This window comes from Helicobacter enhydrae (genome assembly GCF_001693335.1).
GTDB lineage: Bacteria > Campylobacterota > Campylobacteria > Campylobacterales > Helicobacteraceae > Helicobacter_G > Helicobacter_G enhydrae.
The window spans coordinates 1243829-1262604 of record NZ_CP016503.1 but is presented as its reverse complement, the minus strand read 5'-3'; the positions used below and the strand labels follow the sequence as shown (position 1 = coordinate 1262604).

Here is an 18776-nt window from a genome sequence, read left to right as displayed (position 1 = left end):
AATGAAATTAGTTAAATGTAGAATCAAAAATTTTCGTGGTTATAAAGATGTAGAGATTAGTTTTTCAAATTTGAATGTCATTGTAGGAAAAAACGATGTTGGCAAATCAACATTATTTGATGCACTAGATATATTTTTCGAAAACAATAAAGCATCTGAAGATGATGCGAATATCAATGCGAATGAAAACAAATTTAGCATTACTTGTTTTTTTAAAGTTGAACCTGCAATGCCAATTTATCTAGATTCTGCAGAAAGTGAAAGAACACAAACAGCCCTAGAAAGTGAGTATTTATTAGATGAGAAAAAGTTATTGCAAATTAAAAAGGTATGGGAAAAAGGAAAACTGAGCAAAACATATATCGTTTGCAATCATCCAACCAATTGGGAAAAACCCCTTATTACACTAAAAATTACAGACTTGAAAAAAATTATTCCACCTGAATATGTAGATCAAGTCAATAAAAGCATCAAAAAAGAAATAAGAAGTTTTTTATTTCAAAAAGAGCAAAAAAATATAGAACTTGATGAGAAAGAGATAGATATTTCTACAAAAGAAAGTGATATTGCTGATATTTATACAAAATTGAAAGCAGAAATGCCCAAGTTTTTGTTATTTAAATCCGATAGAACAAACACAGACAAGGATAATGAAATTTCTCAAGTGACCAAAGCTATTACACAAAATGCTATCTCTGAAATTGAGCACGAGTTTAATGATATGAGGGAAAAAATTTTGCAGGAAATGAAAAGCTTTGCCAATGCAACACTTGAGAGATTGAAGAGTTTTGATAAAGATATTGTTAAAGATTTGATTCCGAACATTGATTCAAAAGATTTGAGCTCATTGTTTAGTTATGAGTTTAGAAGTGATAATGGAATATCATTTAATAAAAGGGGTAGCGGGGTTAAAAGATTATTTCTTTTAAGCTTTTTTTTTGGAAGATGCTGAAAGAAAACAACAACAAATATGATTTATGCTATTGAAGAGCCAGAAACATCACAACATCCCAACTATCAACAAATCATTATTGACACTTTTAAGAAATTGGCACAAAATAATGGGCGTCAAATATTACTTACAACGCATACTCCAGAGATTGTAAAAATGGTAAATAGAGAAGATGTTATTTTTATTCAAAAAAAACAATGAAGATGAACCAACGGTGCAATATGGCAATGAGATTATCTTAGAGACTCTTGTTGGAACTCTTGGTGTTTTGCCTTATTTGCTATATAAGAGAGTTCTATTTGTAGAAGGGGTAACTGATGTAAAATTTTTAGAAAGACTAAATGAAAAATTTGAATGTTTGAGAAATATATTTAATCTAAATACAATAACTTTGATTCCTTTGTATGGTGGCGGAAATGTTAAGAATTGGATGACTGCAGATTATTTAGAGGGTAGCAATGTTAAGTGCCTTTATTTTTTGGATAGAGATAAAAGCAAAGATGAAACAGGTGCTTCAGATCAAAATCTAATCAAAACAAAAAAATGAGAAATCGAAAATTACTATCCTATCGATGTGCTTGAAGCATATTTTAAAAATAAATTAAAAGAAAATCAGATTTTTTCTGATGACTTCAAACAAGATTGGGACAATCAAGATATTGCTAAATATATATTTAAGCATCAACAAACATTAAATTTTAAAGAAGAAGATATTAAATCAATGTTTCTTTGCAGGGATATTTGGAATCAAATCAATGAAGACAATATGCAAAGTTTTGATGAAATCAAAGAATGGTTTGAAACAATAAAAAAATTTTTTGATGAATAAGTCAATTATTTTTGCTTTTCAAACCGCTCGCAAAAACTCCATAATCCCAAGCTGATTCTATATGCCCTGCATTTGATGGAATCCCAAGCATTAAAACGAGGCGATAGCAATGGCACATCATAATCAAGGGCAAGACAGATAGAGAATTTTGGAGCAGTAAGTTTTTGAGTTGGAGCAACTCTAGATTTTTGGAGATTCCTGATTTTATTGTTATGAGCACAAATAATCTAAAGAGAGCTTGAAACACTTTTGTTTGACATTGCCAAAGAAAAGCAAGTCTTGCAATGCTTTTGCTTCTTTTCTCCCTCCAAAACCATCCGCAAAAACTCCATCATCCCCAACTGATTCTCCACAATCAGCACGATGCTAAGGAGTATTGTTTATTTGGCAATATATTGCTTTTCAAATTGTGGGGGGCTCCCTCAAGCGAGGGAGATCGTTTAAGCTTTTTGTGCGTTAAGCATCCAAATGCTTTTTTGCAATTTGGCAACTTTGTCATCTGCAAAAGCTCCTGTCACTTTATCCCCACACTCATCAGCGACACTTGAGAGCTCCTCTAGAGCCTTTTGGAAATACTTATACTCATTGATGACACCCTCAAGCACTTCATTGGCACTGAAGCTTGTTTGGCTCACTTCTTGCACCTTACTTACTTTGAGACACTCTGCGATCGTGACATAAGGCGTCCCACCAAGCTGGATCACGCGTTCGGCTAGATCATCAAAAAGTGTCGCAAACTCCTCATAGATCTCCTCTGTCGCAGAATGCACTTGCGGGAAACTCAAGCCCCTCACATTCCAATGATAGTTATGCACTTTCATAAAAAACACAAGGCTATCGGCTTGCAACTGCTTCAACAATTCAATCGTTTTCATTTTTTCCTCCTTCAAACGATAATTTTTATCGTTTGAGAAATGCTAAAACTCTTTTCACAATATTTGATTAACTTTTTTGATTTTGATGATAAATGTTTTGGGATCGTGGATCAATGTGATTCCACCCTCGTGTGCCTCAATGATTTGTTTGCACAATGCGAGTCCTAGCCCCGTTCCTTTGAGTTTGGTTGTCTTGAATGGCTCAAACAAAAAGCTACTATCTTTGATCTCCTTGCCATTGTCACTGACTTTGAACACACAAAACTCCTCCTCCTCCTCAAACTCCATCACGATTTCCCCCTCCTCGCACTCCCCCTCCTCGATCGCATCAAGAGCATTGCTCAAAAAGTTCTGCAACACAATCACCAAGAGATTCATATCGCACCATACTTTTTTGCTCTCTGGGAAACGATAGACCACCTCATAAGGTTTGGTAGAAGCCAAATAATGCAAAATCTCTTGAGTGTGTCCCTGAATCTCCCCAAGAGTGTAGAAATCCCTTGTCGCACTCACCCCCTTAGAAAACATCAATGTCGCCTTGATGATATTCTCCACCCTCCACACTGCTTTTTTGATCTCATACACTAGCCCCTTGCTCCCTGTATCCACACGCTTGAGCAATGTGGAAGTGAGCAAAGAGATCGATCCTACGGGGTTGCGTATCTCGTGTGCCAAATGTGCCGACACTTGCCCCATTGACGCAAGACGCTCTTGGCGTTTTTGGTGGGTGATGTTTGTCGCTGTGATGATCTGCTTATCGCCGACAAGCGAGCCCTGCAACAGATAAAAATTAGAATCAAACTCGACCTCTAGCGATTCTCGTAGGGGCAAAACCCCTTGCAAAATCGCCGAGATTTTGTAAGCCTCTGGGTTGTAGTAGAAAAAACTCCCATCTTTTTCTAGCACCCAAACTGCTTGAGGGAGCATTTTCAACACCCCCTCAAACAACATTTTCAGACCTGCAAACTCCTCTTGTGCCTCATCGATTTGAGCGATAAGCTCTGTGAGCGTGGCTAGAAAAGTCTCTTTGTCCCCCTGTGTCAGATTCTCCAAAATCCCATAAGAATGGTTTTCTATCATCTCTTGCCCAACTGCTGTTCTTTGAGGTAATTGAGCAACAATTCACTATAGCCGAAACTTCCGCTCAAGTTTTCAGCCAAAGTGTCCAAATACATCGAATGGTAAATATCGCTCCCAGCCGATTTTGGATAGAGCGGATCTTCATTTTTGATCGCTGTAGAGAGCATCGTTTTGAGGATCAACGCTTCAAAGGCGTCAGTCTGCTCTTTGAGTTTTTGTTCATCATTGTTGTTTTGGGTGACTTGGGGCGTTTTGCCCACCTCATACGCACGCAAACCCATACTGACATCAACTCTCATATCCACACTCCTACACTATTTCCAAATCAGCACTAATCGCACCACTCTGCTTCATCGCACTCAAAATCGAGATGATGTTTTTGGGAGTTGCACCCATTTTTTGTAATGCACGCACCACGCTAGAGACCGTGGGCTTTTTGCCGTTCGTAGAGATGATATTCTGTGCCGATGAGATCATTGTCCCATCTCCCACATCACTTGCTTTGGGATCGTTGAGTTTTTCTTGTGTGATTTTGATTGTGATGGCTCCGTGTGTCACTACAATCGGCTCAATCGTGATACCCACACCAGCGATAATCGTCCCACTACGCTCATCGACGATGATTTTTTCACGCGTAGAATACTCCACCTCCACCTCCTGCACCAGAGCCAAAAACTCGATCATACTCAAATCTTTGGGTTTGTTTATTTTGATTGTCCGCGAATCCACAGCCCTTGCAACTCCTTCACCAAACACGCGATTGAGCACCTTTTGCACACGGATCGCGTTTTGGAAATCCGAGCTTTTGAGGCTAAGGGTCGCATTGTTTTTGTTGTAAATGTCATAGGCGATTTCTTTTTCTACGATCGCCCCGTTGAGGATATTCCCTGCCAAGACATTGCCACTCTCCCCGAGGCTCAAAGGACCCTGTGCCACGGCATAGATATTGCCATCCACAGCCGTCAGAGGCGTGAGCAGAAGCACCCCACCCGCGATAGATTTGGCATCGCCGATAGAGGAGACGACGATGTCTAGCTTGTCGCCTTGTTTGGCAAATGGTGGGAGTGTCGCAGTCACCATCACCGCAGCAATATTTTTGGATTTGATGTCGTTGGGAGAGACTTTGACATTCACGGTTTCAAGCATATTGGCGATGCTTTGCATTGTGAATTTGGAGGCAGACTTATCCCCACTCCCATCCAATCCGACCACAAGCCCATAGCCAATCAGCTGATTCTCCCTGACCCCCACGATATTGGCGACATCCCCAATCTTTTGAGCCATCACACTCGAGCACAGAAGCAAAAACATCAAGATCGCGAAGCGAGATTCCTTTCTCATTTGTATCCTTTCCTTGAACTTTACAAACCAAAAAGCAATTTATATTCCACTAACCCAAAATGATTGTTTTTTCTCTTTTGGCGACAAACTCCCCAATCACAGCACTTCTTGCATACCCCGCCCTTTTCAAAGCATCGACCAACCCATCGGCTTGGCGTTTGGGCAATGCAAACAACAGCCCCCCAGATGTTTGAGCATCAAACAATGCGATCTGCCCCGCTATCTCTTTCTCACACTGCACGCTAGATTCCAAATATCGATGATTTTGCAGACTGCCATTTGGCACAATACCCATCGCAATCAGCTCCAAAACCCCAGCCATCAAAGGCACACGCTCCACTTCAATCATCGCACTTTTGTCCTCACTGCACATCTCACGCAAATGTCCGATCAGACCAAATCCTGTCACATCGGTGCAAGCGTGTATCTCAAACCCTCTTGCCACCTCACTAGCTTTTTGATTGAGCATTACCATCGACACCACCCCCTCTAGATCTTTGTCAAACTTCACTTTGTTGCCCTTCAACGCACTTGCGAGTATCCCACTCCCCAGAGGCTTACTCAACACCAACGCGTCTCCGATTTGACCACTGCAGTTACGCCAAATTTTTTGGGGATGCACGACACCCGACACACTCAAACCATACTTCTGCTCCAAATCATTGACACTATGCCCACCCACCAAAGACACCTTCGCCTCCTCAAGCCTCTCGCTCCCCCCTCGCAAAATCTCACGCACCATTTCCTGACTGATATGCTCTTTGTCCCACATCAACAGATTCATCGCGGTTTTTGGCACACCCCCCATCGCAAAAATATCGCTCAACGCATTTGCACTCGCAATCTGCCCATACACAAAAGGATCTTCTACAATCGGCGTGATGAAATCCACGCTCTCCACCAAAGCGATCTCTTCACTCAAAGCAAACACACCCGCATCATCGCTTCCATCAAACCCCACCATCAACGCATCACTTCTATATGTTTCAATCCCTGCCATAATTTGTCCTAGATCTTCCAGACCTACTTTGGCAGCTCAACCGACGCAACGCACAAAAGAGGTGATTTTCTCCATCTGTGACTCCTTGTTTTGATTTGTTTTGTTTCCATAATTGTAGCCAAACACCCATTTGCCCCACCAATCAATCCCCCCATCAAATCATCACCCTCCTCCCTTTTTATACCCCCTCCCTTTTTATCCCACCAAATCATCATCCCCCCTATCCTTATCCCCCTTAACAACCCCCATAACACCAGCATTGCATTAGCAAGGCTCGTTCAAGATTACATTGACTTGGAATCTTTTTTGGTTCTACAAGGTTAGTTTGGTCAGCGGCTGCTATAGATTTTTTGAAGTAGAGAGAGTTTTGAAGTTTTGATTTTGTATAATCATATCTGTGTTGGAGAAGGACGCTTCCTTGTGAAAGGAGGTGGTGATGATGGATATATTTATTCTCATCATAAGGCTTCTGCTAGCTTTGCTAGAGCTAGCAAGAGCTATTTTTGAACTTATTCAGTTCAATTAATCAAATCAAGAGGCATTATACTCAATCTAGCTAAAGTTTTGATTGATTCTTCAACACAGCAAAAATATACAAGGAAGAAAGTCCTAAACGGAGGCTAGGTTGAGTTGGGGTTTCCCAATGCCTCTCCCCCCTTGTAAATTTTCTTACGCAGTTTTTGTATTGCTTGTTCCCTCATACTTCTTTTTGGTGTTTCTTGTTCTAGAATCTCTTGGATTCTCTCTTTTGGGGGTTTGTTTGGCAAAAGAACGGCTTTGGAGTGATTCAAAGTTGGTTTGAATCTTTTTTAATCTTGGCTTGATCAAACCACCCTTTATACAATTCTAGAATCCCCTAAGATCTCTCTTAAGGGGGACAAGGGGAACTTAAAGCAGCGTTCCCCTTATCCCCCTTAACAACCCCCATAACCCCAGCATTGCATTAGCAAGGCTCGTTCAAGATTACATTGACTTGGAATCTTTTTTGGTTCTACAAGGTTGGTTTGGGAAGCGGTTTTCTTTGCTTTTATGACTTAGTGGGGTTTTTATATTTTTTAGAGTTTTTTGAGAGTTTGCAAACAGATTCTAAAAATCAAAAACAAAACTTTTCAAAAAGATTTTAAAAATCCAAGAAACCAAAGAATCAAGAATTAAAAATGCTTTCACAAAGATTCTAAGAATTAATAAAGAAATACAAGAAACTAGAATCAAGATTCAAATCAATAAATCTAAAATCAAATCAAAAAACCACCAAACACAATAAAACAAAAATATTGCACTCTATCGTTGGGTTGTCACACAAAAAGCGGGCAGGGGTTTGGGGGATTTTAAGGGGGATAAGGGGGGTGCCTCGCAATAAACCCCCTTGTCCCCCTTATAGAAAAAAAGCAAAGTGGGAATTGGTGACTAAGAAGTGTGCTTGTGCAAAAGCAATCTCAAGTAAAGTTTCAAAAACAAAAGAAGTCCAAAGAGTGTAGCCTCTCAAGCCAACTTGCAAAGAAAGCCTCAAAGATTCTAGAATCCCCCAATACCACCACTATGCAAAAGCCCCTCAAAAACCTCTAGCGTCTGCTCGATGATCGCACACTCCTCTTCTGAAGTCATCGATGCAAGGGGTTTGGGCAGTATCACATAACGCCTATCTTTTGTCGCCCATTCCCTCAAATGATCTTGAGCGAAAAGTCCGATAGTCGGGATAGAGAGATTTGATGCGATATGTATAGGACCTGTGCTAGGAGCGATGAGGCATTGAGATCGTGCGACACACTCTATGAGATTTAGCACATCATCATTGTTTTGATAAACAATCAACGATTGGAGATTGCCGCCTTTGCGTTCAAACTCCTCTACACTTGCCACAAAATGCTGATGCACCTGTGGATAAGTCACCACAAAGGGAATGCAGTTTTTGATTTGCCCAATAGCCTCGATCAATTTCAAGAAACCCAAAACAGAAAGCGTGTGCGAAGCTGAAACATTGAAAGGACACACAAAAATCAAATGAGACTGACACATCGACCTTGGGGCGATGTGCTTGTTGAGAAACTCTGTGGTTCTGGTTTGGTGTGCTGGAGAAGTCCGTATCTGTGCTTCTTGCCAATCCACGCACCCAATCTGTGTATCAAACTTCTTGGGATTGATGACACGGCACAGCCACAATGCTTTTTCTCTCATCGACATTGCACGATGTCGCAAAAAAGACAAAATGCTCGGGGTTTTGCACCTAGGTGTCAAGATATTGCTAAGCTTGAGCGGAGCGATGATACACCCGACATTGCTTCTCTTGAGCGGAATCAAATATTCCCTCTTACACTTTGGCAAAACCACATAATCCAAGTGGTAGCCATCGATGACATCCAAATGTGCCTGAATGTCGTTGCGGATATCCACCACCTCATCGACAAAATCACAATACTCCAAAAGATGTGCAAACAAGGCATTGCCAAACACAATCAACTCGCAATCATAGATTTTTTTCAAAGCCAACAACGCATCAAACATCATCACATTATCGCCCAAGGCGTGGAAATAGATGAAACCAACTCTCAACGCTCAAATCCTTGACACACCCAACATCTATCACTCAATCAACTGCAGAGACTTTTGGCACAAATCTTTCCAAGCACTCATCCCCTGTGGCTCTAGACATTTTTGAAAAGACTTCTGTGCATTGTTTTTGTCACCCAATGCCTTATAAAGTGAGCCTTGAGTATAAAACACTCTTTGCAAGTCGGCGTTTTTGAGCTTTTGCTCTGCTAGGACTTGAGTTTCTTTGATCGCCTCTTGGTATTGCTGTTGTTGATTGAGCAAATCAATCAGCATAAAATTGACAAGTGGCGTATAGTCTGCGATTTGATTGACTTTTTGCACTCTTAGCAAATCTTGAGCATAGATTTGGGCTTGATTGTAGTCCTTGTTTGCACTCGCCCATTTCAACAGAGCAAAATCCACTTCAAGCAATCTTTTGTCATTTTTGAATAGCTTTTGAGCCTCAAGCCCTACTTTTTGTGCCGAATCATTCAAACCAAGCTTCACCAAATCATCAAAAAGCACAAAAATCACATCTTTGTATTTTTTGTCACTCAACGCCTGTGATAACTCTAGACAATCCTCACTTGCTTTTTTGGATTCTGCAAAACGCCCCAACTGATTGAGCACTTTTGCCAAACGATAGAGATATGGGATTTTTTGCGGGGCTTGAGATTCTTTTTGGATTTGTCCCTCGATGGCTTTGTAAGCTTCTTGATAAAACGCCAAACTATACAAACAATCAAAAATCTCCAATCTCTCTTTTTGATCAAATTGAGCATAATCCATTTCCTCAAGATAGGAAGGTATCTTTTTGCACTCTTTGTTTGCAAGTGCCTGCAAAACAAGGGCTTTTTGGGCTTTTGCAACCATCTCTGATTGTCCCAAACCAAGCTTTAAGATTTCATCATATTTTCCAAGCTCATATAGCACATCTGCCTTGCGTTTCAAGGCTTCTGTAGCGATATTGCTATCAGGGTATTTTGCGATGATTTCATCATATTTTTTGAGTTTCTCATCGGGAGTCATTTTGTCCTCTAGTTTGAAAAACAACGCATCATCGCGTTCTTGCACTTTTGTATAGTCTTTGCTATCAGGGAATTTCTGCATAAACATTGCATTGTAGCGGTGTGCCTCATCGACCAGCCCTGCCTCCTCAAACCACTCTCCCGTCCAATCAAGCAGATTCTCCAAATACTCGCTACTTGTTTTGGGCAAGTGTTCTGCCAAATAGGCTCCGAGTTTTCCTGCTTCGGTATATAGCTCTGCTGCGGCAAATGTTTTGGCAATCGCTATGCTTCCTTGCGGATGATTGAGAAAATAATAAGGATACTGCGTAAAAATAAGATTGAACAACTCTTGAGCTTTTTGGGCATTGCCCTCTTCGAGCTCAAACACCGCCCAAGTGATCGCAATCCTATTGGCAACACTTTGTGTTTTGGCATCTTTGTAGGCTTGTGCAAACATTGCAGGAGTGATATTGCTCCCCTCCACATTAGAAAAATAATACGCCATTCGCATTTCTGCAAGTGCCACCCAATCGGTATTGACATATTCATTGATGATACGGCGATAATAATAAATCGCCTCATCATTAAGATGGAATTGTGCATAAGTATTGGCTAAGATATACAGAACTTCAGGTGCTGCACTATCAGAAGGAAAATCACGCAACCATTCCAAACACAAAGTAATCAGAGCGTTTTTGTCCTCTTGATCTTTTAGATGGGCGATTGCTTTGATTTTGTTCAACAAAAAATCTTTTCGAAAGATACTATTTGGATAACCATACAATGCCTTATTCACCCCAAGAATGACATCTTGATATTTACCCTTTTCGTAGTCTTTGCGTATCTCTAGCAAATAAGTATAATCAAGCCCCTCGTTATAGACCAAAGGCTGACGATTGACATCGAGTTGTTGCGTGTAAATGTCTTGAGTGCTTGCAATCTTGATAGGGAAATTCAAACCATTGCCTTTTTTGCCGGACAAAAACGGGATTTGTTTCTCATAGCCGACGACCTGCCAACGCTTCGAAACTTTGGGACGCTCCACTGGGATAGGATCCCCCCCCTTGAGATCTAGAAATGTCATAAACAATTTGGCATTTTTCTTGGGAATGATGTCAAGATAAAGTTTAGAATCTTTGATATGTGTCGCAAAATCAAAAAATGCCGTGCCTGTGGGGATGAAATTGTTGAATGGCGTTTGATTGATGACACAAACGACTTTGGTCACTTTGTTATAGACATCAATCTCTTCACGGCATTCAAAAGGCTTGGTGTGTGCCAGATTGAGGACAGCAAACTCCTCTCCTTTTTCTTTTCCAAAATTGATCTGCACATCCAAAGCAAAAATCATCTGCAAACAAATACACAAAACAAGCAAAAACCGCAAATTACATCCTTATTGGAATTTCCACACACTCTAGCAAATCTAATTCCCTCTATGCACCAAAATCTTTTGATAAGGATAAAACGGATAATCCTCTCTGATCTCCAAAACCCCTATCGTCCCCTTGAGATCCGAATCTTCTCTGCACTCCACCTCCACTTCCAAACCTTTGAGCGAGAGCTTCACCCTCTCTCCGTCTGTGAGTTTGGCACTTTTGGCAAACTGCCTTGAAAAGCTCAAACGATTGTCGCCACGACGGACAAACACGAAGCTCCCATCAGATTGAGGCAACTCCATAGGGGTGCGACATTTTGGTAGATCAGCAAAGATTTGGCACTCCCGTTGTTTGCAAATCTCTGCCAAAAATGCCAACATATTGGCATAAGCAAAATGCTTCAAAAAACTTTCAGAAACCACAATATTGAAACGCCCACCACCCAAAAACTCAAGAACACCCTCCAACTCCTCCTCTCCGACATTGCTCTCTGCACTCAAATATCCTATATCCAGCTCGGGCAATACAGATCGATCAGCACACAAATAATAAGCAAGCAGTGCGACAACCCCCTCCTCCGCCCCTATCTCATAAACCACCTGCTGTTTTGACATCTCAAAAACCGGAGCAAAAACAATCCTATTCCTAAAAGCTTCCAAATTTTCAATATAACCTAGAATAATTGTTTTTGTATCGGTAGGTGCTAAGGGATTTTCCAAAAAATGTAACATTGTCATTTTTCCTTTTGTTTTTTTGTTTATAATTTGAAACAATAAAATCTAGCACAACACACCACGCCATCATTATTAGTTTGTTAGTATTTTAAGCTATGTTTTATCATCAAAATTTTAAGGATTGTATCAAATGTTTTTTTTAAGTTCCAAAATTTTACGCACTCTACTCATGGTTTTTGTGATATTTGTATTCAGCGGTTGTTTTGTGCTCAATGTTTTTGATACGGGTCCCTCTATCAATCTAGGCAAAAATCAATGGAGTATCGCTTCTTTTGAGAATGATTCTGTTGTCTATACGCCAGAAGATTATGATGTTGTTCCTGATTTGCGATTTGACACTCAAGAACTCAAAATCTATGGGAATACAGGTTGCAATAGCTTTTCTGCCACTTATAGTTGGGTCAAAGATGAAAAAAAAGAAAAAACCATAGAGATTCGCGACGCAAGCCTCACACGCAAACTCTGCTCTGAAGAAATTATGACTTTTGAACAAAAACTGATGGAGGAGTTTGATGGAGAATTTGCAATCAATGAAGATGGGGATAATATGGTGCTGACAAAAGAACAGCTAACCATCCATCTCACACCCTATGACAACACCACCTCACCCAACAATCAAGATGTATCAAATCAATGAAACATACTGCGGGAACTTTGAAAACAAAGGCTCAAAATTTTTAAGCTTCCTCACTCCATACAAAGATTTTGAGCCATTATTGCACTCTCTCAAAATCCAACACCCCAAAGCCGTCCATTATGTCTATGCAACGCGTGTTTATCAAAGCCACATCATAGAATCATTTAGCGATGACGGAGAGCCCAAAGGAAGTTCAGGGATACCCACACTCAATGTCTTGAGAGGGGAGGATCTGATTGATGTGGGGCTCATCATTGTGCGTTATTTTGGTGGGACACTATTGGGGGTGGGAGGACTTGTGCGTGCCTACACCAAATCCGCCCAAGACGCAATCCAACAAGCCAAAAACAATGGGGGCTATCAAATGTTTGTGCAAAAAGTGCAGTGGGAGATCGTGATCTCCTATCCTCATTTAAGACAGGTGGAGTATTTTTGCAAACATTGCGACATCAACATCATCGATAAAAATTTTCAAGCACAAGAAGTGGGTTTGAAACTAGAATCAACACAAGAAAAAAAGCTAGAGTTTGAAGTTTTTATCACGCAAAATCAATTTGGTTGCGGGAGGCGGATTTGAACCACCGACCTTTGGGTTATGAGCCCAACGAGCTACCGGACTGCTCTATCCCGCGATAAGTCATTGAAAGATCAAATGAAGAATGGCTGGGGTAAAAGGATTCGAACCTCTGAATGCCTGGACCAAAACCAGGTGCCTTACCGCTTGGCGATACCCCAACAAAAACTGCGATTATAGTGTAATTAAAAAACAAAGTCAAGAGTTTCATCAATAAATGGCGAGAAGGTGAGAGAATCGAACTCTCCAGCAATTAGACACCTAACCACTCTATGGGTTTGAAGCCCAAGGCGAACACCAGAATCGCTTACCCTCCACGAAACGCAATCATCCAATGAGTTTTTACAATGTTTGAGATAGAATTATATAAAATTATCTATCAATTTATGAGGAACTTTTGTCGTGCAAGATCTCTTGAAACATTTGCCAAAAATCGATGCTTTACTCAAAGATTCTGATTTTTCAATGATGAAACACAAAATCCTAAAACCTATCATCCAAACCCAAATCCAAAAACTAAGAGAGGAGATTTTGTCGCACCAAATCCAAGCACTAGATATTGACCAACTCAAATCCTCCATCACAGCCCAATATCACCGACAAACGCACTCTACGATTATGCCTCTTATCAATGCCACAGGAGTTGTGTTGCAAACAAATCTTGGACGCAGTCTTTTGCACCCAAAAATCCTTGAGGAAATAATGCCCTTGCTTTCAAGCTACAACAATTTGGAATACGACATCAACACAGGCAAGCGTAGCGAACGCTACACCCATATCACACATTTGCTCCAAACGCTTTTGCATTGCGAAGATGTGCTTGTCGTCAATAACAATGCAAGTGCAGTTCTCCTCATACTCAACACCTTTGGCAAAGACAAAGAAGTGATCATCTCCCGCGGTGAGCTTGTAGAGATCGGGGGTTCTTTTCGTATCAATGAGGTGATGAAACTCTCAGGAAGCCACTTGATCGAAGTTGGCACAACCAACAAAACACACTTGAGCGATTATCAAGAAGCCATCACAGAACGCACAAGCCTTCTACTCAAAGCACATCAATCCAATTTCAAGCAAATAGGATTTTGCTCAAGCGTGAGTTTTGAATCCCTCACCCAATTGGCACAACAACACAACCTCATCGATTATTATGATTTGGGAAGTGGCTATATGCAAGGCTTGGAGACAAAAGAAGAGCCGAGCATTTTTGAAATTTGTGCCAAAGCCCCCTCTCTTGTGAGCTTTAGCGGAGATAAGCTCTTTGGGGGACCTCAAGCAGGAATCATAGTCGGCAAAAAACATCTGATCGACCAACTCAAAAAAAATCACCTCCTGCGTGCTTTACGCGTTGATAAATTTACCATTCTTGCACTAGAGGCGACATTACGCTCCTACCTCAACGAAAACCTAGAGCAAATCCCCACACTTGCGATGCTCAACACCCCCCTCTCAACCCTAGAACAAAAAGCTCTCAAACTAGCCAATCTTTTGGCACCCATTCCAAACCTCGATATACAAGTGGAGCGACTTGATTCTTTGGCAGGTGGAGGCAGTTTGCCACAAAGCCTATTCCCCTCTTATGGGATCACGCTCTCTAGCCCCAAATACAAAACCTCCACCCTTGAGCAAAAAATCCGCCTTCAAGGCATCATCACAAGAATCTCCAATGACAAAATCTGCCTAGATGTGCGTTGTATCTTTGAAAAAGATTTTGCCAAGATTGCAGATATTTTGAAAAAGGTGCTTGATGTCTAAGCATCTTCTTATCGCAGTCGGTGGGCATATTGATCATGGGAAAACTTCTTTTATCAAGTCTCTCAATGGATTTGATGGAGATCAAAACCACGAGGAAAAAACAAGAGGAATGACTCTTGATCTTAGTTTTTCTGATCTCAAACTCCCAAAACGCAATGTCTCTTTTATCGATGTGCCAGGACATGAAAAGCTTGTCAAAAATATGATCGCTGGTGCATTTGGCGTGGATTTGCTATGCCTAATCATTGCATGTGATGATGGGATTATGCCCCAAACCCTTGAGCATTTGCAGATTGCAAATTTTCTCAAAATCCCACGCTGTTTTTGTATCCTTTCCAAATCCGACAAAGCAACCCCCCACAAACTCGAACTTTTGGCACAAGAGATTCACAAACTTTTCCAACCCCTGCAAATACAACTTGATCGGATTTTTCCTTTTACAATCTTACAAGCCCAAGATCACTTGCCTCCGATTTTGGATTATCTCAACCTCACAGAAAAACCTCACAAAAAAGATATTGGATTTTTTAGGTATTACATTGATCGTGCGTTTTCTTTGCGTGGTGCTGGTTGCATTGTGAGCGGGACATCATTGAGTGGTGCAGTCAAAAAAGGTGATAAGCTCATAGTTTATGATCTCAACAAAGAAGTGCAAGTCAAAGAAATCAAAATCCACTCCTCATTTCAAACCTCGGCGACACGCTCAAATCGCGTTGCACTCAATCTCAGCGGTATCCATTCCAAAGACCTCAAACGGGGATTTCTGATCGCCCCAAAAGGATTCTTGCGTGGCTTTGATCAACTCGATGTAGTCATTTATGGTGCCGACCAACTCCCCAAAGAAGCGATGTTTCACATTGGTGCAAAACGCACAAGCGTGCAAATCACCCCTCTAGCTCAACTAGACAGCAAAGTCTTTTTGGCGACACTCAAAACTCAAGATAAAATTTTTGCCATTTTCAAAGAATCCTTTGTTTTACGCGATCATCAAAACACAATCTATGGAGGCGAGATACTCTCCCCCATCATAGATCCCATCAAAAAATCCCAAAAAGCCCTCCTCCTCTCTCACCTATGGCAAGAAAACTTTTCTCAAGCCTTTGCTTTGTTGGCTCAGATTCATCTCAAAGGATTTGGGCTCATTAGTAGCACGCAACGCTTCGCCCTCAACCACGATCAAGCCCTCAATATCGCAAAAACCATCCCTGATCTTTTTGTAGATTCTCAAAACCTCGTGCTGTATTCAGATCAAAGTTTGCAACACCTCAAACATCTGATCCTGCAAACTTTTGCCAAAAACCCCAACGCACTCCTCTCTTCAGCAAGTCTCAAAATCAAATACCATTGGGCAAGTCAGCCTTTTATCCAACACATTCTTGACACATTACAAAAAGAAAAAAAGATCGTTTTCTCCAATGGACTCTATACCAATCCAAACAACCACATCAAAAACCCCCAAGACTTCATCTGTGATCGCATTTTTGAATCACTCCAAAAACAAGGATTTTCTCCTATCGCTCCATACAATCTTTATCAATCCCTCGATCTAGATCGCAAAAGTGGAGATCAAGCCCTCAAAAAACTCTGTGCTTCTCAAAAAGTCGTGCGTTTGGAGCACAACCTATTTATCACAGCCCAACAGCTCAATGAGATCCTCAAACTAATGCGTCAAGTGATTGAGCAGCATGGCTACATAGATCTCAACCTTTTCAAAACCATTCTCCCACTCTCACGCAAATACCTCATCACCTATCTTGATTATCTAGATTCTTTTGAGGATATTATCAAGCTCGACACCAAACGCGTCTTCAAACACAACAAAAGGTTCCAACAATGAAACTCGATTTTTTGCAAAATCCCCCAATCTCTACAGAACTCAATGCGTTTTTGCTACAGAGGCAGACTTGCAACCTCCCCCCTATCCAACAAAACCTATTCAAAGAGGAGCAAGAGTGCTTATCGCGTCTTAGCAATCTATTTGGAGGCGATAGTGGAGGGAATTTTGGCTTTGGGAGTGGAGATTTTCTAGAGCTTTTGTTTGCCCTAAAAGCCCAAAATCTCAACATCGCTTTTGCAATCAGCAACCACCAACAAGCCTACTATGCCTACCAAAATTTCAAACAATTCTTTCCGATCACCCCAATCATTCCATCTCAACAACAAGGCATCATCGAGGCACTCCCCACAGATTGCGATGTGTTTATTTTGCCACTCATCAATCAAGATTTGCTCACGCTCAACCCTATCCAACAGCTCAAAGCAGAAGTTTTGCAGAGCAATCCCAACGCACTTTTCATCATTGACATCAGCGAATATCTAGTCTTTGAATCCTATCAGGCACTCAAGCTTGATGCACACACGATCTTTTTGTGCAATGCAGAAAATCTTGGTTTCCTTAGGGGCAATGGCGTATTCCTAAGCCACAACAAACACACCTCCCTCTTTCCACCCACACGCTACACGCAAGGCTTTTATTCTGCACTTTATGCCAAAATCCTCTCTCAGACACCGCCACCAAACCAAAACGCAGAATGCTTTCTGTTCTTGCAACAGCTCCTCACAGAAGTGGGGCTTTTTGCACCACTCCATTCTTGCTTCACCAACTCTCTCCCCTTGCGTCTGCCCAATATCAAAGCACGCACCCTCATCCAAAGTCTATTTTTAGAACACATCTCTGCAATCAACGGACAGCAATGTCTCTTTGGGTTTTCTCAACCCTCTTTTGTTTTGCAAGAAATGGGCTACACCCAGACACAATCACGCGAACTCTTGAGCCTAAGTTTTGAACACTTGCATTTAGAATCGATTCAAAAACTTGCAGAGGCTTACACACAAATCAGAATATTGGAGGTTTAAATGATAACGCTACAAGAAGCTTATGAAGTCCTATTTTCACTCACGCTAGATCTCAAGACCCAAAGCCAAAACATTTTCCAAGCTCAAGGCTCAATCCTAGCACAAGATATTTTTGCCAAACGCGATTTCCCTGTTTTTAGCAATTCTGCAATGGATGGCTATGCTGTGAGTGAAATCGCTGATTCTTATACAATCACACACACTATCTATGCTGGAGAGGCACATCAGCACATCTTGAAACAAGGAGAATGTTGCAAAATTATGACAGGAGCGATGATCCCTAGCAATACACTTGCCATCATTCCATTTGAAAACGCTCATTTGCAAGACAACACCATCACCCCCACACACCCCATCACCCCAAAGCAACACATCAAATTTCAAGGACAGGAATACCGCCAAAACGACCCAATCCTTGCACGCGGGACTAGACTTGCCTACCCCGAACTAAGCCTACTTGCCTCTGAGGGACTGCACACAATCAACACATACCAAAAGCCAAAAATCGCAATCTATGCAAGTGGCAATGAACTCAAAGAGCCTTGGGAGGAAGCCCAAGATCATCAAATCTACAACATCAATGCGACAGCCTACCACTCTATCCTCTCCTCATTTGATTTTCATTCTAGCTATCAAGGCATTTTGCCTGATTGCAAAACCTCTCTACTTCAAGCTATCGATGACTTTAGGGCATTTGATATTGTTTTGACAAGCGGAGGGGCGAGTGTGGGCGAAGCTGATTATTTTGAAGAAGCACTCAAACTCTCTGGTGCTGAAATCTTGTTTCACGGCATACGACTAAAGCCCGGGCGTCCAATGCTTCTTGCTAGACTTCACTCTACTTTGATTTTTTCACTTCCCGGCAATCCTTTGAGTGGAATCTGCAATCTACTCACATTGGGGATTCCTGCATTGCAAAAACTTAGCAACGCCAAACACTATGTGCCACAAACCATTCAAGCAGAAATCACACAAGATCTCACGCTCAAATCCAAACGCAGTAATATGGTATTTGGAATGTTTGATGGTCGATATTTTGAAGTGTATCAAAACGGACGCTATGGCTCTGGTGACATTTTGCCACTGCTCAAATGCAATGCTATAGCGATATTTGACGAATCTGTTTCCTTTGTTCCAAAAGGCACAAACCTGCAGATTCTGCCCACGAGATACCAATTTGGCACACAAGAATCAATGCAAACCAATCAAGTCTAAAAATTTAGGATTT

16 protein-coding genes, 3 tRNA genes and 2 pseudogenes are annotated in these 18776 nt (G+C 41.3%); 9 read left to right on the top strand and 12 right to left on the bottom strand.

What is annotated here, in order from left to right; all coding sequences use genetic code 11:
- Position 1: 1 nt before the first annotated feature.
- The 3 genes and pseudogenes from BBW65_RS06065 (at position 2) to BBW65_RS07790 (ending at position 1781) form a co-directional block, all read left to right on the top strand.
- Positions 2-1153, top strand: a pseudogene (locus tag BBW65_RS06065) (ATP-binding protein).
- Positions 1125-1499 (top strand): toprim domain-containing protein, encoded by a 375-nt coding sequence (locus BBW65_RS08040; protein ID WP_233702014.1) that lies wholly within the window; start codon positions 1125-1127, stop codon positions 1497-1499. The pseudogene BBW65_RS06065 and the gene BBW65_RS08040 overlap by 29 nt, the downstream one beginning before the upstream one ends.
- 27 nt (positions 1500-1526) lie before the next feature.
- Positions 1527-1781 (top strand): hypothetical protein, encoded by a 255-nt coding sequence (locus tag BBW65_RS07790; RefSeq protein WP_083986108.1) that lies wholly within the window; start codon positions 1527-1529, stop codon positions 1779-1781.
- Position 1782: 1 nt separating this feature from the next.
- On the opposite strand, the gene BBW65_RS06060 is transcribed toward BBW65_RS07790, so the two are convergent.
- The 9 genes and pseudogenes from BBW65_RS06060 to BBW65_RS06015 all read right to left on the bottom strand — a co-directional run bounded on the left by BBW65_RS06060 (position 1783) and on the right by BBW65_RS06015 (position 11732).
- On the bottom strand, positions 1783-2001 hold the full coding sequence (locus BBW65_RS06060) for a hypothetical protein (protein WP_066341061.1): 219 nt from the start codon (positions 1999-2001) through the stop codon (positions 1783-1785).
- A 220-nt stretch (positions 2002-2221) separates the two neighbouring features.
- Positions 2222-2656, bottom strand: a complete 435-nt coding sequence (locus tag BBW65_RS06055) for a Dps family protein (RefSeq protein ID WP_066341059.1) — start codon at positions 2654-2656, stop codon at positions 2222-2224.
- A gap of 54 nt (positions 2657-2710) precedes the next feature.
- Positions 2711-3736 (bottom strand): sensor histidine kinase, encoded by a 1026-nt coding sequence (locus BBW65_RS06050; RefSeq protein WP_199919407.1) that lies wholly within the window; start codon positions 3734-3736, stop codon positions 2711-2713.
- Complete coding sequence (locus BBW65_RS06045) at positions 3733-4035, bottom strand: rod-binding protein (protein WP_066341057.1); 303 nt, start codon at positions 4033-4035, stop codon at positions 3733-3735. Before BBW65_RS06045 ends, BBW65_RS06050 begins: the two co-directional genes overlap by 4 nt.
- 10 nt (positions 4036-4045) lie before the next feature.
- Complete coding sequence (locus BBW65_RS06040; protein ID WP_066341055.1) at positions 4046-5077, bottom strand: flagellar basal body P-ring protein FlgI; 1032 nt, start codon at positions 5075-5077, stop codon at positions 4046-4048.
- A 49-nt stretch (positions 5078-5126) separates the two neighbouring features.
- Positions 5127-6101 (bottom strand): annotated as a pseudogene (selD, locus tag BBW65_RS06035) (selenide, water dikinase SelD); the annotation flags it as partial.
- 1491 nt (positions 6102-7592) lie between these two features.
- On the bottom strand, positions 7593-8627 hold the full coding sequence (locus BBW65_RS06025; RefSeq protein ID WP_066341049.1) for a glycosyltransferase family 9 protein: 1035 nt from the start codon (positions 8625-8627) through the stop codon (positions 7593-7595).
- Between the two features lie 30 nt (positions 8628-8657).
- Entirely contained in the window at positions 8658-11003 is a 2346-nt protein-coding gene (locus tag BBW65_RS06020) for a DUF7494 domain-containing protein (protein ID WP_066341047.1), read from the bottom strand.
- 39 nt (positions 11004-11042) lie between these two features.
- Positions 11043-11732 carry a hypothetical protein gene (locus BBW65_RS06015; protein ID WP_199919406.1) on the bottom strand — a complete coding sequence of 230 codons (690 nt, stop codon included), beginning with the start codon at positions 11730-11732 and terminating at the stop codon, positions 11043-11045.
- A 127-nt stretch (positions 11733-11859) separates the two neighbouring features.
- On the opposite strand from BBW65_RS06015, the gene BBW65_RS06010 reads away from it, so the two are divergent.
- Both BBW65_RS06010 and BBW65_RS06005 read left to right on the top strand, forming a co-directional pair.
- Positions 11860-12366, top strand: a complete 507-nt coding sequence (locus BBW65_RS06010) for an META domain-containing protein (RefSeq protein WP_066341044.1) — start codon at positions 11860-11862, stop codon at positions 12364-12366.
- Positions 12350-12943: a YigZ family protein gene (locus BBW65_RS06005; protein WP_083986106.1), complete on the top strand. Its 594-nt coding sequence runs from the start codon at positions 12350-12352 to the stop codon at positions 12941-12943. The genes BBW65_RS06010 and BBW65_RS06005 overlap by 17 nt, the downstream gene beginning before the upstream one ends.
- Here BBW65_RS06005 and BBW65_RS06000 read toward each other — a convergent pair.
- From BBW65_RS06000 to BBW65_RS07895, 3 genes are all read right to left on the bottom strand, one after another.
- Positions 12922-12998: transfer RNA gene (locus BBW65_RS06000), tRNA-Met, on the bottom strand. The two genes, BBW65_RS06005 and BBW65_RS06000, sit on opposite strands and share 22 nt — an antisense overlap.
- Before the next feature lie 28 nt (positions 12999-13026).
- Positions 13027-13101, bottom strand: a tRNA-Gln gene (locus BBW65_RS05995).
- 57 nt (positions 13102-13158) lie between these two features.
- Positions 13159-13256, bottom strand: a tRNA-Sec gene (locus BBW65_RS07895).
- An 86-nt stretch (positions 13257-13342) separates the two neighbouring features.
- Between BBW65_RS07895 and selA the strand changes: the two genes are divergently transcribed.
- From selA to BBW65_RS05975, 4 genes are read left to right on the top strand one after another with little or no spacing between them, the layout of a single operon-like run.
- Positions 13343-14692: an L-seryl-tRNA(Sec) selenium transferase gene (gene selA / locus BBW65_RS05990; RefSeq protein ID WP_066341042.1), complete on the top strand. Its 1350-nt coding sequence runs from the start codon at positions 13343-13345 to the stop codon at positions 14690-14692.
- Complete coding sequence (gene selB / locus BBW65_RS05985; protein WP_066341039.1) at positions 14685-16529, top strand: selenocysteine-specific translation elongation factor; 1845 nt, start codon at positions 14685-14687, stop codon at positions 16527-16529. Before selA ends, selB begins: the two co-directional genes overlap by 8 nt.
- Positions 16526-17548 (top strand): hypothetical protein, encoded by a 1023-nt coding sequence (locus BBW65_RS05980; RefSeq protein WP_066341036.1) that lies wholly within the window; start codon positions 16526-16528, stop codon positions 17546-17548. The genes selB and BBW65_RS05980 overlap by 4 nt, the downstream gene beginning before the upstream one ends.
- Positions 17549-18763 carry a molybdopterin molybdotransferase MoeA gene (locus tag BBW65_RS05975; protein ID WP_066341034.1) on the top strand — a complete coding sequence of 405 codons (1215 nt, stop codon included), beginning with the start codon at positions 17549-17551 and terminating at the stop codon, positions 18761-18763.
- Positions 18764-18776: the final 13 nt, after the last annotated feature.

Bases quoted from the DNA above. Each gene is read 5' to 3' on its own strand.
- BBW65_RS08040 (WP_233702014.1), top strand. From the start codon at position 1,125: ATGTTATTTTTATTCAAAAAAAACAATGAAGATGAACCAACGGTGCAA.
- BBW65_RS06055 (WP_066341059.1), bottom strand. From the start codon at position 2,656: ATGAAAACGATTGAATTGTTGAAGCAGTTGCAAGCCGATAGCCTTGTG.
- BBW65_RS06050 (WP_199919407.1), bottom strand. From the start codon at position 3,736: ATGATAGAAAACCATTCTTATGGGATTTTGGAGAATCTGACACAGGGG.
- BBW65_RS06045 (WP_066341057.1), bottom strand. From the start codon at position 4,035: ATGAGAGTTGATGTCAGTATGGGTTTGCGTGCGTATGAGGTGGGCAAA.
- BBW65_RS06040 (WP_066341055.1), bottom strand. From the start codon at position 5,077: ATGAGAAAGGAATCTCGCTTCGCGATCTTGATGTTTTTGCTTCTGTGC.
- BBW65_RS06015 (WP_199919406.1), bottom strand. From the start codon at position 11,732: ATGACAATGTTACATTTTTTGGAAAATCCCTTAGCACCTACCGATACA.
- BBW65_RS06010 (WP_066341044.1), top strand. From the start codon at position 11,860: ATGTTTTTTTTAAGTTCCAAAATTTTACGCACTCTACTCATGGTTTTT.
- BBW65_RS06005 (WP_083986106.1), top strand. From the start codon at position 12,350: ATGTATCAAATCAATGAAACATACTGCGGGAACTTTGAAAACAAAGGC.
- selB (WP_066341039.1), top strand. From the start codon at position 14,685: ATGTCTAAGCATCTTCTTATCGCAGTCGGTGGGCATATTGATCATGGG.
- BBW65_RS05980 (WP_066341036.1), top strand. From the start codon at position 16,526: ATGAAACTCGATTTTTTGCAAAATCCCCCAATCTCTACAGAACTCAAT.
- BBW65_RS05975 (WP_066341034.1), top strand. From the start codon at position 17,549: ATGATAACGCTACAAGAAGCTTATGAAGTCCTATTTTCACTCACGCTA.